Genomic DNA, 16,483 nt, shown 5'->3' with positions numbered 1-16,483 from the left:
GTCAGCTCCTCACGAGGGTGGACGCGGCGGGGGCCGGAAGACGCTCGGCGAGCGGCACCACGGGCGGGACGGCCTCGGGCGGCTCGCCCAGGAGCACTCTTCGGACGACCCGTTCGGCGGCCCTTCCGTCGTCGAACTGACAGAACCGCTCGCGGAATTGGGCACGCAGGGCCCGCGAGGCCGGGTCCGCGTAGGAGCCCTCGGTGAAGACCCGGGCCAGCTCGTGCGGGGTGCGCGCCACCGGACCCGGCGGCGCCTCCATCACGTCGAAGTAGACGCCCCGCGTCTCCCGGTAGACCTCCCAGTCGTCCGCGTATACGACGATCGGCCGGTCGAGGTTGGCGTAGTCGAACATGATCGACGAGTAGTCCGTGATCAGCGCGTCGGCCGCCAGGCAGACGTCCTCCGAGGAGCGGTGCCCGGTGACGTCGATGATCCGGCCGCTGCTCCTGCGCGCGGCGCCCTCGTCGTAGAAGTAGTGGGCGCGCAGCAGGACGACGAAGTCCTCGCCGATCTCCTCGCAGAACGCCTCCAGGTCGAGCCGCGCCTCGAAGCCGGTGCTGTAGTCACGGTGCGTGGGCGCGTACAGGAGGGCGGTCCGGCCCTCCGGGACACCCAGCCGCTCGCGCATCCGCGCCACGTCGTCGGCGGTCGCCGTGTAGTAGACGTCGTTGCGCGGATAGCCGTACTCCAGGGCCTCGTACGAGCCCGGGAAGGCCCGCTCCCACATCTGGGTGGAGTGCCGGTTGGAGGAGAGGTTGTAGTCCCAGCGGTCCACGCGGGACAGCAGCTTGGTGAAGCTGCCTGTCGCGGCGGCCACCACCGGGTACGTGGACTGGTCGACGCCCATCTTCTTCAGCGGGGTCCCGTGCTGCGTCTGGACGTGGACGCTGCCGGGGCGTTTGACGACGCCGTCCGCGAAGTTGGCGTTGTTGATCAGGTACTTGGCGCGGGCCAGTACCTCCCAGTAGCGGCGGCTGCCGATCACCGCGTAGTCGATGCCGTTCGGCAGCGCGTCCACCGCGTCGGGCTCGACCAGGAACACCGAGCGGATGTGCGGGGCGAGTTCGCGGGCCTTGGCGTGGATGGCGGCCGGGTTGCAGGTGTAGCCGCGGCCCCAGTACGCGCAGTACACGGCGAGGTTCTCGTCGAGGGCGCGGCGCAGCTGAGCCGCATACAGCGCGCGGGTGCGCAGCCCCCTCGGGCGTGGCACGCGCTGGACCGCCTTCACCGCCGCCTGGTTGGCGCCGCGCAGCGCCCGGAACGCGCTGTGGGCGCCGGTCGCGAGCAGGCGGTGTTGCACCCCGAGACTGCCCGGCGGCGGCCGGAACCCGGCCGGGCGGTGACGCCGGTAGAGCCTGCCCGCGCGGCGGAAGAAGGCCCGGCGGTGGCGCGCGGGCACCCGCGTCGGATGGGCCGCCGTCTTCAGGACGAGGGCGAAGAGCTGCCCGAACAGCGCCTGCGACGTGGCCTTGGACAGGGACTGTTCGGAAGCACGGGTGAGCACCAACTCGACTTGGTCGAGGAGCTCGAATTGGTGCTCACCCGGCGTGTTGAGCCGGCTGCCCTGGCGGCGCAGGTGATGACGTACGCAGACCGAGTGCAGCACCGCCGCGCGTCCGGCCGCGAGGGTCACCAGGCCGCCCCAGCCGGCATCCGTGAAGTGCCCGGCGGGAAAGGTGAGGTGGCGTTCGGTGAGGAAGGCGCGACGGTAGGCGGCGCTCCACGCGGGCACGTGCAGGCCGAGGACCTCCGGGTCCTTGTCGAGCGGGGGCGTGCTCGACTCGCCCTCCCACCACTGCACCCGCTCGTGCCCGAAGTAGAGGACGTCCACCTCGGTCCGCAGCTTGGCGTCCAGGGCTCCCAGCGCGCCCGGCACCAGGACGTCGTCGCCGTCGAGGAAGATCAGATACGTACCGTGCGCCGCCGCCATCCCGGCATTGCGCGCCGCGCTCAGTCCGCCTGAAGGAGGCGAGTGGACCGGAGTGACCCGGGAGTCCCGTGCGGCGTACGCGGCGGCGATCGTCCCGGCCGGCGAATCGGGCGCGTCGCAGACCGGGATCAGCTCGAGGCCGCCGAAGGACTGGGTGAGGACCGAGTCCAGCGCTTGGGCCAGTCGCCCGGTGACTCCATGGGTGGGCACGATGACGCTGAAGCGGGGCATTCTGCTCTTTCTCTCGAGGAGCGTTCTCTCACGGGACGCATGGCCGGCTTTCATCGCCCCGGTCGCCCGGAGGGCCGCCAGGTGGCGGGCCGGGTGGGGGTGGGCCGCGAAAGGCTGGAGGGCACGCGGACTCCGGTTCAGAGGTTCTCGGTGACGGGGACGGGGGCGGCACCACCGGGGGGCGGCACGGTCGTCAGGGGAGCGGTCGGTCGGGCGGCCGCGGCCGACGGGACGGGGTGCCGCTTGGCGAGCGGGGTGAACGCCGGCCGCCAGGCCGTCTCGCCGAGGACCACACGCCGTACGACACGCTCGGCGGCGCGCCCGTCGTCGTACGGGCAGAAGCGCTCGCGGAACGCGGCCCGCAGCTGCGTGGAGCGCGAGCCGTGCCAGTGCCCGGTCGCGAAGATGTCGATCAGCTCGTCCTCGCTGCGCGCGACCGCGCCCGGCGGGAAGGCGCGCAGGTCGAAGTAGGTGCCACGGGCCGCCTCGTACGCCTCCCAGTCGTCCGCGTGGATCACGATCGGCCGGTCCAGGCCCGCGTAGTCGAACATCAGGGACGAGTAGTCGGTGATCAGCGCGTCCGAGGCGAGGCACAGCGACTCGATGCTCGGGTGGTCGGACACGTCGATCAGCCGCCCGCCCGAGGTGCTCGCGAGCGGGCCCGCGTACGAGTGGTGGGCGCGGGTCAACACGACGAAACGCGGGCCGAGTTGACGCAGCACGCGCTCCAGGTCGAGGGCGCGGCGCTGAGCGCGGCGGTAGTCGCGGTACGTCGGCGCGTACAGGAGGGCGACCGCGCCCTCGGGGATGCCGAGCGACGCGCGCAGCCGGGACACGTCCGTCGACGTCGCCTGCTGGAACACGTCGTTGCGGGGGAGGCCGTACTCCAGCGTCGTGTACGAGGAGGGGAAGACGCGCTCCCACACCAGGGTGGAGTGCCGGTTGGCGGACAGGCAGTAGTCCCACTTGTCGACGCTGCGCAGCAGCTCGGCGAAGTCGGTGCCGCGCGCGGCCGCCGGGCGGTCCTGCAGGTCGAGGCCCATGTATTTGAGCGGCGTCCCGTGCTGCGTCTGGATCATGATCTGGCCGGGGCGCTTGACCAGCCGCCGGTCGAAGTTGACGTTGTTCACGAGGTACTTGGAGCGGGCGAGGGCCGTCCAGTACCCGGCCGTGCCGGGCCGCAGCCTGCGCGTCGACGGCGGGATCGTGTGGTGGTGCTCGGGGTGCGCGATCCACGCGGTACGGATGTGCGGCGCGAAATTACGGAACGCGGACTCCAGGGCGCCCGGGTTGCAGCCGTAGCCGCGGCCCCAGTAGCTGGAGAAGACGGCGCGGTCGGCGCGCAGCGGCAGGCGGAGCTGGACGCGGTAGTGGAGTTGCAGCGCGGCGCCGCGGGCCGTGCGCAGCAGGGCGGAGGTCAGCCGCAGGGTCCGTCGGCAGGCGCGGGAGGTCAGGGACAGCAGACGGTAGGCGCGGTGGGCGCCCAGCTTGACCAGCGCGTGCCGCATGCGGGTGCGGAGCCGGACGGGGGCGCCCGGGGTGCGGTAAAGGCGGTAGTGAGCACGGGACTTGCGCAGGAACTCGGCCCGCGAGCCGCGCGGCAGCCGGCCGCGCTTGACGAACACCGTCGAGAAGTGGTCGATCATGCGGCGGAACAGGACCGGGCGCCAGTGGGCCAGCTCCGGGTGCGCGTCGATGTGCGCGAAGACACGGTCGTACTGCTCGAAGATGTCGAAGTGCCGCCGGCTGCTGGTGCCGAGGATGCTGCCGTGGCGCCGCTGGCGGTAGTGGACGCAGACCCGGTCGAGGGTGGCGATCGTCTCCGCGGACATCAGCACCGGATAGGTCCAGGGCGTGTCCTCGTAGTAGCCGGGCGGGAAGGTGAAGCCCTCGCGCTCGACGAACTCCCGGCGATAGGCCTTGTTCCACACGACCATCAGGACCCTCAGCAGCCCCGGCCGGTCGTCGAGCCGGAACGGCGCCGGGCCCTGCTCCGTCAGCTGGGCCGCGAACTGGTTGCGTACGGCCTCGCCCGACCAATACGTGCGCGCGTAGTCGTAGACCAGGACGTCCGGTTCGGAGGTCTCCTTCAGCCGGTCGGCGATGGCGCGCAGCGCATCCGGGGTGAGGCTGTCGTCGCTGTCGAGGAAGATCAGGTAGTCGCCGGTGGCGTGTTCGAGGCCGGCGTTGCGGGCGCGGCCCAGACCCACGTTCTCCGGGAGGTGTACGGCGCGTACGCGAGCGTCGCGGGCCGCGAACTCGTCGATGATCGCGCCACTGGCGTCGGGCGAGCAGTCGTCCACCGCGATCAGTTCGAGGTCCGGGTAGGACTGCTCGAGAACGGATTCCAGGCACTCGTGCAGGTACGCCTGAACCTTGTACGCGGGGACGATGACACTGAACCTGGGCACGGCACATCCATGGGTCGGCGCGGGCATACCTGCCCGGGAACGGCCGATGGGGTGACTTGGTTACGCCAGATGTGGCATACGGGGGAACTTTGGCGCTGTGTCCACCCGGGGGGCAACCCTCGGACCCCGGCCAGAGGGACGGGCCGGTGACAGCACGGAGGGGCGGGCCGTGGTCGGCCCGCCCCTCAATCGCTGCTGAACAGCGGTTACTTCACCGCGCCCGCCATCACCCCGGACACGAACTGCCGCTGGAACGCGAAGAACACGGCCAGCGGGATCACCATCGAGATGAAGGCGCCCGGCGCCAGTACGTCGATGTTGTTGCCGAACTGGCGTACCTGCGTCTGCAGTGCGACCGTGATCGGCTGGCTGCCCGAGTCGGAGAAGACCAGCGCGACCAGCATGTCGTTCCACACCCACAGGAACTGGAAGATGCCGAGCGAGGCGATCGCGGGACCGCCGAGCGGCATCACGACGCGTACGAACAGGCGCAGTTCACCCGCGCCGTCCAGCCGGGCCGCCTCCAGGAGCTCCCGCGGGATCTCCGCGAAGAAGTTCCGCAGCAGGAACACCGCGAAGGGCAGACCGAAGCCCACGTGGAAGAGGACCACGCCGATGATCGACCCGAAGATGCCGATCTTGCCGAAGAGTTCGGCGATCGGGATCAGCGCCACCTGCACGGGAACGACCAGCAGGCCGACCACGCCCAGGAACCACCAGTCGCGGCCCGGGAACTCCATCCAGGCGAAGGCGTACCCCGCGAGCGAACCGATGACCACGACGAGGAGCGTCGCCGGGACCGTGATCAGCACCGTGTTCACCAGCGAGTTGGTGATGTCGCTGTTCTCCAGGAGCTTCTGGTAGCTGTCCACGGTGAGCTGCGAGGGCTCGCTGAGCACCTTCCACCAGCCGCTCGCGCTCATGTCCTCCGGCTTGCGCAGCGAGGACAGCAGCAGCCCGATGGTCGGCACCAGCCAGAACAGCCCGACAAGGAGCAGGAAGACACGCAGCAGCCCGCCGCTCACGCCGCCGGCGAGCCGTGCGCCGAGGGACTGCTTGTCCTTCACGACCGTGACGGGCGCGGACTCCGTCAGCCTGCCGGCATGGGCGGTCATCGCCGTACCTCCCGTCGCAGCCGCCGGATGTTGAACAGCATCACCGGGATCACGAGCAGCAGCAGGAACACCGCGATGGCGCTCGCGATGCCCGGCTGGTCCTCGGAGAAGCCCTTGCGGTACAGCTCCAGGGCCAGCACATTGGCGTCGTCCTGCGACGAGCCCGGCGCGATGATGAAGACCAGGTCGAAGACTTTCAGCACGTTGATCATCAGGGTGACCGTGACGACCGCGAGCACGGGCGCGAGCAGCGGCACCGTGATCCGCCGGAACACCTGCCACTCATTGGCGCCGTCGACCCGGGCGGCTTCCAGGAGCTCGCGGGGCACCCCCGCGAGCCCCGCCGCGATCAGTACCATCGCGAAGCCCGCCCACATCCAGATGTACGAGCCGATGATGGCCGGCGTGACCAGGGACGGGCCGAGCCAGTCGAGACCGTTGTACGGCTCCTTGAAGTTGCTTGCCGGAAGCCGGAGTTGGGCCCCGTCGGCCTTGTCCGAGAGGGTGAAGGTGCCGTCGTCGCGGACCTTCGTGGAGTCGACCACCTTGCCGCCCTTGACGGCCTCGATCTTCATGCCCGCGTAGCCGAGCTCACTCGGGTCGACCTGGCCGAGCTTGCCGACGCCCTTGCCGCGCGTGAAGTCCTGCCAGGCCGTGCCGGTGACCTTGCCGGGCTCGGTCTTGGCCTGTACGGCCTTCTTCGCGCTGTCGGGCATCTGGTCGGGGGCGACCCCGACGAGCGGAAGGGCGATGAACTGACCTGCCTGGACAGGGCTCTTGGTGATGAAGCCGCCGCTTTGGGGTTCGAGCGGTGACTGCCGTCCGGGGTGGGCCTTCGGGAACGCGGACGACTCGGCGAACGTGTCGTGGATGCCGACCCAGACCGCGTTGGCGACGCCCTTGTCCGGGTCCTGGTCGTACACCAGCCGGAAGATGATGCCCGCGGCGAGCATCGAGATCGCCATCGGCATGAAGACGACCAGCTTGAACGCCGTGCCCCAGCGCACCCGTTCGGTGAGCACCGCGAAAATCAGACCGAGCGCGGTCGCGACCGTCGGCGCGAACACCACCCAGATGATGTTGTTCTTGAGCGCGGTGCGGATCCCGTCGTCGGTGAACAGGGACTTGTAGTTGTCGATGCCCGCGAACCCGTCGCCGGACTGGTCGTAGAAGCTGCGGACGATCGAGTACCCGATCGGGTAGACCACGAGCGCGCCGAGCAGCACCAGGGCGGGCAGCAGGAAGAGGGCTGCCATGGTCTTGCGGGTGCCGGTCACGCTCTTGCGCGGGCGGGGTGCGGCGGGGGTCGGAGGGACCCCCGCCGCCGCTGCCGACGTCATCGCTGGATCAGCTCCCGCTGCCGTACGCCGCCGCCGCGTCCTTCTCCAGCTGCGCCTGGGCGCCCGCGACGTCGGTCGGGTTCTTCAGGAAGTCCTGGAGATCCTTCCACTCGCCCTTGCCGGGCGTGCCGCCGAAGGCCTGCGGGGTCTGGTCGGACATGTCGAAGCGGAAGTCGTCGCCGGCCGCGATGAGCGCCTTGGCGATCTTCTGCTGCACGGCGTTCGGGTACGCCGAGTTCGGCACGTTCTTGTTGGGGGAGAGATAGCCGCCGAGCTTCGCCTGGATCGTCGCCGCGTCCGGCGAGGCCAGGAAGGTGGCGAGTGCCTGGGCCGCCTTCGAGTCCTTCAGGATGACCGCCGCGTCACCGCCGGAGACCACCGGCGCGGTGCTGCCCACGGTCGGGAACGGGAACACCTTCGCGTCCGTGCCCACCTTGGCCTTCGTCTCCGCGATGTTGACCTGCACGAAGTCGCCCTCGTAGACCATGGCGGACTTCGGCTGGTCGCCGCCGGTGAAGGTCTGCGTCACGGAGGCGGGGAACTCGGTCTGCAGCGCGCCGGCCGCGCCGCCCGCCACGAAGTCCTTCTTGCCCCAGATCTGGGCGAGGGTGGTGAGGGCCTGCTTGACGGACGGGTCCGTCCACTTGATCTTGTGCTGGGCGAGCTGGTCGTACTTCTCCGGGCCCGCCTGGGAGAGATAGACGTTCTCGAACCAGTCGGTGAGGGGCCAGCCGTCGGCGCCGGCGACGGAGAATGGGGTGACACCGGAGTCGTAGATCGTCTGCGCGGTGCTCAGGAGGTCCTGCCAGGTCTTGGGCTCCTTCGCGCCCGCGTTCTCGAAGACCTTGGCGTTGTACCAGATCAGCGACTTGTTGGCGGCCTTGTAGTAGACGCCGTACTGCTTGCCGTCGACCTTGCCGATGTCCTGCCAGCCCTGCGAGTAGTTCTTGCTGAGCTCCGCCTGCGCCTCGGGGCCGATGGGCTTGGCCCATTTCTTGTCGACGGCCTGCTTGATGGCCCCGGGCTGCGGCAGCATCGCGATGTCCGGCGGCTGGCCACCTGCGATCTTCGAGCCGAGGAAGTTGATGATCGGGTCCTGCGCGGGTACGAAGGTGACCTTCGCGCCGGTGCGCTTCTCGAACTCCGCCAGCACCTTCTTGAAGTTGGCCTGCTCGGGGCCGGTCCAGACGGCGGCGACCTCCAGACTGGCGCCGTCGAGCTTGGGAAGGCTGACGGTGCCGCCGCTGCTGCTTTCCTTGCCGGTGCTGTCGTTCCCCTTGTCCTTGTTGTCGCTGCCGCAGGCGGTGAGGGTGAGCGCGCCGGCGATGACGGCGGCTGCGGCGGCTTGTGCGGCCCTGCGTGACCTGTGCGTGGAGTTGGTGGAGTGATTGGGCGACCTGCGTACACGAAGATTGCTGCGCATCACTGCCCCGTTCTTCGTTCCTCGTCGAACGTCCGAGCGCTGTCCCGTGCGTCTGGTCTACGCCTGGTGCCTTGAGAGCGGCAAGAGCGCCAACGCTGTCAAATGAGTGATCGTGACTGGGTCGTGACGTGGTGTAGCCCCTGCAGGGGGCGCGGGGAACTGCGCGACCAGCCCCCACCCACCCGCAGCCAAAAGACCACCCGGGGGTCTGGGGGCGAAGCCCCCAGGGACGATGGGGGTCCCCCCTGCTCGAGCGAAGCCGAGAGCTTGGGGGAGGGTAGGGGCGGAGGGGGCGAAAAACCCACTCACCCGCACCCCCGCCCCCCGGTGCCGAAGGCTAAAGGAGCGACGGCATCTCGGTCGCCGAGACCGAGCGAGCCGCCCGCTCCAGGGCACTGGCCAGGAGGGCCAGGTCCGTGGGGCCGTTGCCGAGCTCGCGGACGGGCCGACGCGCCGGCGGATCGCCCATGCGACGCCACTCCAAGGGAACGACCGTGGGGCGGAGCGTGGCCGTACGCGGAATGCGCCCCGTGACACGACCGCCCTGGAAGGGCGTCTCCCGGCCGTCCGGGCGGAGGAGTCGCCCTCGCCCGGGAGCGGGTTCGTCCGGCCCCGGCGACACCGCATCGAGAGTGACGCGCAACGCCGCGGAACGAGCCACCTCGGACCCCGCCGCACGCCCGTCGACACCGGCCGCCACCACCAGATGCACCCCAAGCCGCTCCCCCTCACGGGCAACGGCCTCCAGAGCCCGTATGACCGACCCGGCCGCAGGCCGCCCCGGCGATCCCAACGCCGGGGAGAGCAACGCGTCCAGGTCATCGACCACCACGACCAGACGGGCCAGCGGCGGCCCCGGCTCCGACCGCTCCCGTGCCGCGGCCGGCCGCAGCCGCAGCGTCGAACTGGGCGGCGCATCCAGATCCGCGGCGCCGGACGCCGCACCGGACACTATTCCGGGCGACGACGTGGCCGAACGCTGCGCCACGATCCGCCCCGACACCTCCCGCCGGGTGTGCCACTCCACGAAGTCGAGCCGCCCGAGCAGCTCGGCCCGCCGCTTCAGCTCGGCACTGAGGGCCTGGGCGAACTCCCGCATCCGTACGGGGTCGTTGGCGGCGAGATGGGTCGTGACATGCGGGAGGTCCGTACAGACCTGGAGCCCCTCGCCCCGTCCCGAGCCATTGCCCCCGGTACCGTCCCGCCCGTCTATCAGGACGATCCCGAGCCGGTCGGGCCGCTCCGCGGCGGCGAGGGACGCGGCGACGGAGCGCAGCAGTTCCGTACGACCGCTGCCCGACGGGCCCTCGATCAGCAGATGCGGGCCCTCGGCGGGGAGATCCACGGCGACGGGCCCGCGCGGTCCGGCGCCGAGCACGACCCGGCCACGCCCACCGAGCGCCTCCGTGTCGTCCGCCGCGTCCGCCCAGCGTGCCATCAGCGAGGCCGGAGTGGCCCGTGCGAGTCCCAACTCGTCGAGCAGGCGTGCTGCTTGAGGCAGCGGCGCGGACACGCGCGCGTGCCGGTCGCCGTGCGTGCCGTCCGTCCGCAACGGTGCGAGCGCCCGCGCGAAGCGCTCGGCCCACGCGACCGACACGGCGTCGAGCGCGGCGACCGTGCCGTGGCCCACGGGGCCGCGCGGCAGGTGCCCGGCGGCGGTGGCGCGGGGGTACGCCCGGCCGCCGTGCGTCGCACCGGCGTCCGTCGACGACCCGGCGTGCGGGGAGCCTCCGCGCGCGGGGCCACCCCGCGGGGAGCCTCCGTGGGTGGCGTCGGAGTGCGTCGGCCCGCCGTGGGTGGCACCGGTGCGCGTCGGCCCGTCGTGGGTGGGCCCACCGTGTGCCCGTCCGCCCGAGGGCTCAAGGCCGGTGGACTCGACGCCGCTGCCGCGTGCGCGTTCCGCGGCGTCGCCTCGCAAGGACCCTCCGCGCCCCGTTTGCGCAGATCCCCAGCGACCGTCTTGCGCAGACTCCCCGCGCCCGTCTCGCACAGACCCCGTGCGCCCGCCCCGCCCAGTGCCCGCGGCGTCGCCCCGCTCGGCCCCCACCGCATCGCCCCGCACATGCTGCGTGGCTGCGCTCGGTGCGGAGCTGCCAGGCCCGCCCACCGCGACCCGCATCAGCCGCAGCGCCGTCGCCACATCGCCGCTGAGCAGCGCGACCGCTCCGCACTCGCGGAACGCCGGTGATGCCTCGCACGCCGCCTCGTACGTCTCCGTCACCGGCGACGCGGGCGACGCCGCCGCGGTCTCGGCGAGGCATACGACATGTATTCCGGCGCGTGCCCCCTCGTGCGTCAGCCGCACCACGGCCTCGCGTACGTCGGCGCCGCCGGGGTCGCCGTCCACGACCACCACGGTGTACGGCCCTTCGAAGCAGCCGTCCGCCGGGTCGTCGTCCCGCGCCCAGGAGGGCCGCCGGGCCGCGCCCCGGACGCTGCCGCCGGCCTCCTGGGGGATGCGGTCGGCGTCGTCGTACGGCCTCGGCCGGGTGACGGACCCTCGGCCCGCTTCCGCCAGGTGGTCCTCCAGGCGGCGGAGGAGTTCGTCGGTGCGGGCCGTCGCCTGTTCGCGGTCGTAGGCGAGGAGGAGGCGGCAGTCCTGGCCGTGGGTGGGGCGGAGGTGGGGGAGCCAGCCGAGCCAGGACCACTCGGCGGTGCGCTCCTCCACCGTGCGGGAACGGTCTGTGCTGATCAGGACGATTTCGAGAGCGTCGGGGGAGTGCAGCGCGGCGAGCTGCGCCACGACCGCGCGGGCCAGGCCCGCGAGGCGCGGGCGCGGCCCGGCCAGGCCCAGCGCGCCGACCTGCCGCAGGCCGGCGGTCACCGGCACCGCGGGCAGCAGGCCCGAGCCGTCGGGCGCCGCCCGGTCGGCCGTGCCCAGCCGCACGGTGAGCGCCTCCGGATGCCCGGGGCCGCGCTCCCACAGCCGGGGGCCGGGCCCCAGCGCGGTGAGCAGCAGCGTCGCGGGGTCGGGCCAGGCCTCGGGCGACTGCGCCACGGCGGGGAGGGGCTCCTCCGTCGCGGCTTCCGTGCCGTCGTACGGGTCCTGTCCGGCTCCCGTCGGTCCGCCGCGCCCACCGGTCAGCCGCCGAGCCCAGGCGCCGATGCCGCCGCGCTTGCGAACGCCCGGCGGGACGTCCGTGCCGCGCAGGGGAGTGCCTTTCCGGTTGCCCGCGGTTCCGGCGGGGGAAGCGTCCGCGGTCCCGGCCGGGGGCTGGCCGTGGCCGCCTGGCGCGGGGGCGCCACCACGTTCGGCGGCGCCGCGCGGCGGGTTCTCGATGCGGGGCGCCCCGCCCTGTTCCGGCACGACGGACGGCGAGGGAGACGGTGCGGGAGACGGCCCGCCGGACGGCGCGGCGTGCGCCCCCGTGTGCGGCACGGCCGGACCGTGATCCAGCGCGCCCGGGACTCCTTCGGAGGCCCCCCACTCCGCCGATCCGTAGGCGTGATGTGCGTCGCCGGTGGGCGGCGGGACCGGGGTGCCGTCGGGTTTCCCGGCCGCGGGGATCCGGGTGGTGCCCTCCACGCGCGCGGGGGGCACGGTCGCGGCCGGTGATGCCGGCCCCGGGCGTCCGGGGCCGCCGCCTCCCGGGGCACCGGTGTCCGGCCCGGCGCCGGCGGTCACCCGTACATGCCCTTCCCCGTCCGGCGTGGTCCCCAAGGCCCCCGTACCCCCGGCCGGAGCCAGCCGCAGGGCGGACTCGCCGACGCGGAGGAGTGCCCCCGGGGCGAGGCGGACGGGGCGGGTGCCGACGCGATGGCCGTCGAGCGCCGTGCCGTTCGTGGAGCCGAGGTCGGCGACCGTGACGCGGCCCTCGGGGGTGACCGTGACCGCGCAGTGCAGGCGGGAGACGTCGGGGTCGTCCAGGGGCACGTCCGCGTCGGCGGAGCGGCCGATGCGGATCTGGCCGCCGTGCAGGAGGTGGACGCCGCCCGCGTCGGGGCCCGCGACCACATGGAGCTGGGCCGCGCCGTCGGCCACGTCGGGACCGGGCTCCGCGGGCGCGCCCAGGGACAGCACGGCGCCGTCCGTCAGGGGCGGCTCGCCCAGCGTGCAGCGCTGCGCGTCGAGCCGCTCCGCGCCCGCGTACAGCACGACCTGGCTTCCGCCGGGCTCTCGGCTGCGCTCGACGGGGGACGAACCCCCCTCCCCGCCGACTGCCGAGGCAAGCCCCGACGCGACCGCGGCCAGCGCCGTCCCGGCGGGCGCGGTGACCAGCACATCGCAGGCCGCGGCTCGCCCCCGCGGCTCCGAGGGCGGGCCCAGCGGGTCTACGACGGTCAGCCGGATCTGCATCGCCGTCAGCGATCCCTTCCGCGCAGGTGTCCGCGACGAGGACGAGGCTGCGCTGCGGTCCCCCTCCGCAGATTCCCCCACCGCACACGGGCACGTCGGCCAGTACTGAAGGCATCCTCGCACCTGCCACTGACAACACGCCCGCCGCCTACCGGCAAGTGATCTTGATTGGTCGGCTCTGCCCGCAAAAGTGCCTGACCAGTGCCCGACCGGTGCCCGCTTGAGATCGGTCACGCCCACCATTCGGCAACCAAGTGACCGGAGCGAGCGTCTTTCCATCGAACATGTCCGGGAAGGCGTACGTAAGCGCCTGGAGAAAGCATGGGAAGCACAGGAAGACGACAGCCCAGTGTCATGTACGGCGGCACTAGAGTGGGTCGGAACACCTGTACCACGGTGATCACGGTGGACGGACCAGGCAAGCAAGCAACAGGGAGCGCATGACGTGCGGCCGGTAGGGAGCAAGTACCTCCTTGAGGAGCCGCTGGGGCGCGGCGCCACAGGCACCGTCTGGCGAGCCCGCCAGAGGGAGACCGCGGGCGCCGAGGCGGCCGTGGCCGGGCAGCCCGGCGAGACCGTGGCCATCAAGGTCCTGAAGGAAGAGCTCGCCAGCGACCCCGACATCGTGATGCGGTTCCTGCGGGAGCGCTCCGTGCTGCTCCGGCTGACCCACCCGAACATCGTGCGCGTACGCGACCTCGTCGTCGAAGGCGATCTGCTCGCGCTCGTCATGGATCTGGTCGATGGCCCCGACCTGCACCGCTACCTGCGCGAGAACGGGCCCTTCACCCCCGTCGCCGCCTCCCTCCTCACCGCCCAGGTCGCCGACGCGCTCGCCGCCAGCCACGCCGACGGCGTCGTCCACCGCGACCTGAAGCCCGCGAACGTCCTGCTCAAGCAGGACGGCGGCCAGATGCACCCGATGCTGACGGACTTCGGCATCGCCCGGCTCGCGGACTCCCCGGGCCTCACCCGCACCCACGAGTTCGTGGGCACGCCCGCGTACGTCGCGCCCGAGTCGGCCGAGGGGCGTCCGCAGACGTCCGCCGTCGACATCTACGGGGCGGGCATTCTGCTGTACGAGCTGGTCACCGGGCGTCCGCCGTTCGGCGGCGGGTCCGCGCTGGAGGTGCTGCACCAGCACCTGAGCGCCGAGCCGCGCCGCCCCTCGACCGTCCCGGACCCGCTGTGGACCGTCATAGAGCGCTGCCTGCGCAAGAACCCGGACGAACGGCCCAGCGCCGAGAACCTCGCGCGCGGGCTGCGCGCCGTCGCCGCGGGCGTCGGTGTGCACGCGAACGCCGCGCAGATCGCCGCCGCGGAGGGCGTGGGCGCGCTGCTCGCCCCCGACCCGGCCCCGGCGACCGTTCCGGGCGTGCCCGGCGCGGCCGACCCCACGCAGGTGCTGCCGCACGGCGCGTCGGCGGGCGCGTACGACCCGAACGCGGCGACCAGCGTGATGTCGCACACCGGCGACGCCGACCCCACGTCCGTCCTGCCGAACCGCGGCGCGGCCGATCCGACCGCCGTCATGCCGCCGGTGCCGCAGAACCAGCCAGGCGGGCAGCAGGGGCAGGGCGGCCAGTCCGAGGACCCGCACCCCTGGCAGAACCAGCTGCGCGCGGCCCGCGACCGCAACGAACAGACGCAGGTCCAGTACCTCGACCCGAACGAGGACCCGCTGCGCCGCCGCCCCCAGCGGCAGGTCGCACGGCCCCAGCAGCGCCCGCAGCAGCGGCCGCAGCGGGGGCAGCAGCCGCCCGGGTACGGGTATCCGCAGCAGCAACAGCCGCAGCAGTACGCGCCTCAGCAGCCTCAGCAGCCGCAGCACCAGCAGCCGCAGCGGTACGCGCCCGCGCCGCAGCAGCCCCAGCAGCCCGCGCCGCGCCAGCCTCGCGAGCCGCGGCAGCGCAGCGCCAACCCGATGAAGATCCCGGGGCTCGGCTGCCTCAAGGGGTGCCTGTTCACCCTCGTCATCCTGTTCGTCGCCGGTTGGCTGATCTGGGAGTTCAGTCCCCTTCAGGGCTGGATCGGGACGACGAAGGGGTACTGGCAGCAGCTGGGCGACTGGTTCGACACGGTCAGCGGGTGGATCGAGGACCTGGGTGGCGGATCCGGTCAGTAACTCTGGGGATTTGTCGACATCTGGCGGGTGATTTCTGTCTCCGCGGTGAAGATTGGTTCGTCGGGCGCGTAGTTTTGTCGGCTGAGGGTCCGGGGGTTGGCCCCCCGGGGTGGCGCAGCAGCGACAACACGCGTCTCGGTAGGAGCAGTCTTGGCACGCAAGATCGGGAGCCGGTACACCGCGAACCAGATTCTGGGGCGGGGCAGCGCCGGCACGGTGTGGCTGGGTGAGGGGCCCGAGGGGCCCGTCGCCATCAAGCTGCTGCGCGAGGACCTCGCGTCCGACCAGGAACTCGTGGGGCGCTTCGTGCAGGAGCGCACGGCGCTGCTCGGCCTCGACCATCCGCACGTGGTCGCGGTGCGCGACCTGGTGGTGGACGGCAACGACCTCGCGCTCGTCATGGACCTCGTCCGGGGGACGGACCTGCGTACCCGGCTCGACCGGGAGCGGCGGCTCGCCCCCGAGGCCGCGGTCGCGATCGTCGCGGACGTCGCGGACGGGCTGGCGGCGGCGCACGCGGCCGGGGTCGTCCACCGGGACGTGAAGCCCGAGAACGTCCTGCTCGACATGCAGGGCCCGCTCGGCCCCGGCGGATCCCACCCCGCGCTGCTGACCGACTTCGGTGTGGCCAAACTCATCGACTCGCCGCGGCGGACCCGGGCCACGAAGATCATCGGTACGCCGGACTATCTCGCGCCCGAGATCATCGAGGGGCTGCCGCCGCGGGCCGCCGTCGACATCTATGCCTTGGCGACTGTCCTGTACGAGCTCCTTGCCGGGTTCACGCCCTTCGGGGGCGGGCACCCTGGGGCGGTCCTGCGCCGCCACGTCACGGAGACCGTCGTACCGCTTCCCGGTATCCCGGACGAACTGTGGCAGCTGATCGTGCAGTGCCTGGCGAAGGCGCCGGCGTCGCGGCTGCGGGCTTCGGAGCTCGGGGCGCGGCTGCGGGAGCAGTTGCCGTTGCTGGCGGGGATGCCGCCGTTGGACGTGGACTCGCCGGACGCGGAGGGGGACGACGCGGAGTCGGGGTACGAGGAGGTGGCGGAGCCGTCCGCCGCGCCCGTGTCCCGGGTGCGGCGGGGGGCTGTGCCGCTGGTGCCGGGGGCTGCGCCCGACTCGAACCGGGATACGCATACGTCGATGCGGGTGCCGGGGCCGGATGAGCTGGCGGGGGGCGCGCGCGGTACCGCCCGCGCGCCGCGCGCCGCGGGTGCTCCCCGCCCGGGCTCGGCCCGCCATCGCGCCTCCGCCCGGCGCCGGCGCATCACCCTCGGCGCGGCTGCCGTCGCCCTTGTCGCCGCCGTCGGCATCGGCACATGGCTCGCCACATCGAGCGACGACGCGGGCGCGACCCCACCGGACACCAAGAACTCGGCCCCGGCGTCACCCTGAGCCCGGGGGGCCTGGGGCGGGTTGTTTCGCCCCCTCCGCCCCTACCCGTCCCATACCTGGGGCTCCGCCCCAGACCCCGCCAGGGGCCCTGCCCCTGAACCCCGGCGGGGGCTGCGCCCCCTGAACCCCGGCGGGGGCTGCGCCCCCTGAACCCCGGCGGGGGCTGCGCCCCCTGAACCCCGGCGGGGGCTGCGCCCCCTGAACCCCGGCGGG

8 protein-coding genes are annotated in these 16,483 nt (G+C 72.6%); 2 read left to right on the top strand and 6 right to left on the bottom strand.

Annotation, left to right across the window (positions count from 1 at the left end; all coding sequences use genetic code 11):
* Window position 1: 1 nt before the first annotated feature.
* The 6 genes from ACFY0T_RS17100 to ACFY0T_RS17075 all read right to left on the bottom strand — a co-directional run bounded on the left by ACFY0T_RS17100 (window position 2) and on the right by ACFY0T_RS17075 (window position 12,750).
* Window positions 2-2,164, bottom strand: a complete 2,163-nt coding sequence (locus ACFY0T_RS17100) for a CDP-glycerol glycerophosphotransferase family protein (RefSeq protein ID WP_388870398.1) — start codon at window positions 2,162-2,164, stop codon at window positions 2-4.
* A gap of 137 nt (window positions 2,165-2,301) precedes the next feature.
* Window positions 2,302-4,575 (bottom strand): CDP-glycerol glycerophosphotransferase family protein, encoded by a 2,274-nt coding sequence (locus ACFY0T_RS17095; RefSeq protein WP_388870394.1) that lies wholly within the window; start codon window positions 4,573-4,575, stop codon window positions 2,302-2,304.
* A 206-nt stretch (window positions 4,576-4,781) separates the two neighbouring features.
* Entirely contained in the window at window positions 4,782-5,690 is a 909-nt protein-coding gene (locus ACFY0T_RS17090; protein ID WP_388870391.1) for a carbohydrate ABC transporter permease, read from the bottom strand.
* Window positions 5,687-6,967 (bottom strand): carbohydrate ABC transporter permease, encoded by a 1,281-nt coding sequence (locus tag ACFY0T_RS17085; protein WP_388870534.1) that lies wholly within the window; start codon window positions 6,965-6,967, stop codon window positions 5,687-5,689. The genes ACFY0T_RS17090 and ACFY0T_RS17085 overlap by 4 nt, the downstream gene beginning before the upstream one ends.
* A gap of 70 nt (window positions 6,968-7,037) precedes the next feature.
* Window positions 7,038-8,453: an ABC transporter substrate-binding protein gene (locus tag ACFY0T_RS17080; RefSeq protein WP_388870388.1), complete on the bottom strand. Its 1,416-nt coding sequence runs from the start codon at window positions 8,451-8,453 to the stop codon at window positions 7,038-7,040.
* A gap of 337 nt (window positions 8,454-8,790) precedes the next feature.
* Window positions 8,791-12,750 carry an FHA domain-containing protein gene (locus ACFY0T_RS17075; protein ID WP_388870386.1) on the bottom strand — a complete coding sequence of 1,320 codons (3,960 nt, stop codon included), beginning with the start codon at window positions 12,748-12,750 and terminating at the stop codon, window positions 8,791-8,793.
* Window positions 12,751-13,195: 445 nt separating this feature from the next.
* Between ACFY0T_RS17075 and ACFY0T_RS17070 the strand changes: the two genes are divergently transcribed.
* Window positions 13,196-14,875 carry a serine/threonine-protein kinase gene (locus ACFY0T_RS17070; protein ID WP_388870383.1) on the top strand — a complete coding sequence of 560 codons (1,680 nt, stop codon included), beginning with the start codon at window positions 13,196-13,198 and terminating at the stop codon, window positions 14,873-14,875.
* A gap of 150 nt (window positions 14,876-15,025) precedes the next feature.
* Window positions 15,026-16,270 carry a serine/threonine-protein kinase gene (locus tag ACFY0T_RS17065; RefSeq protein WP_388870380.1) on the top strand — a complete coding sequence of 415 codons (1,245 nt, stop codon included), beginning with the start codon at window positions 15,026-15,028 and terminating at the stop codon, window positions 16,268-16,270.
* The last annotated feature ends 213 nt before the right edge of the window (window positions 16,271-16,483 follow it).

Source organism: Streptomyces sp. NPDC001530, from assembly GCF_042894545.1.
Taxonomy (GTDB): domain Bacteria; phylum Actinomycetota; class Actinomycetes; order Streptomycetales; family Streptomycetaceae; genus Streptomyces.
The sequence above is the reverse complement of the archived record's forward strand: the minus strand, read 5'-3'. Positions and strand labels throughout refer to the sequence as shown.

Coding starts and splice junctions, on each gene's coding strand:
- ACFY0T_RS17100 (WP_388870398.1), bottom strand. CDS start 2,164: ATGCCCCGCTTCAGCGTCATCGTGCCCACCCATGGAGTCACCGGGCGA.
- ACFY0T_RS17080 (WP_388870388.1), bottom strand. CDS start 8,453: ATGCGCAGCAATCTTCGTGTACGCAGGTCGCCCAATCACTCCACCAAC.
- ACFY0T_RS17075 (WP_388870386.1), bottom strand. CDS start 12,750: ATGCAGATCCGGCTGACCGTCGTAGACCCGCTGGGCCCGCCCTCGGAG.
- ACFY0T_RS17090 (WP_388870391.1), bottom strand. CDS start 5,690: ATGACCGCCCATGCCGGCAGGCTGACGGAGTCCGCGCCCGTCACGGTC.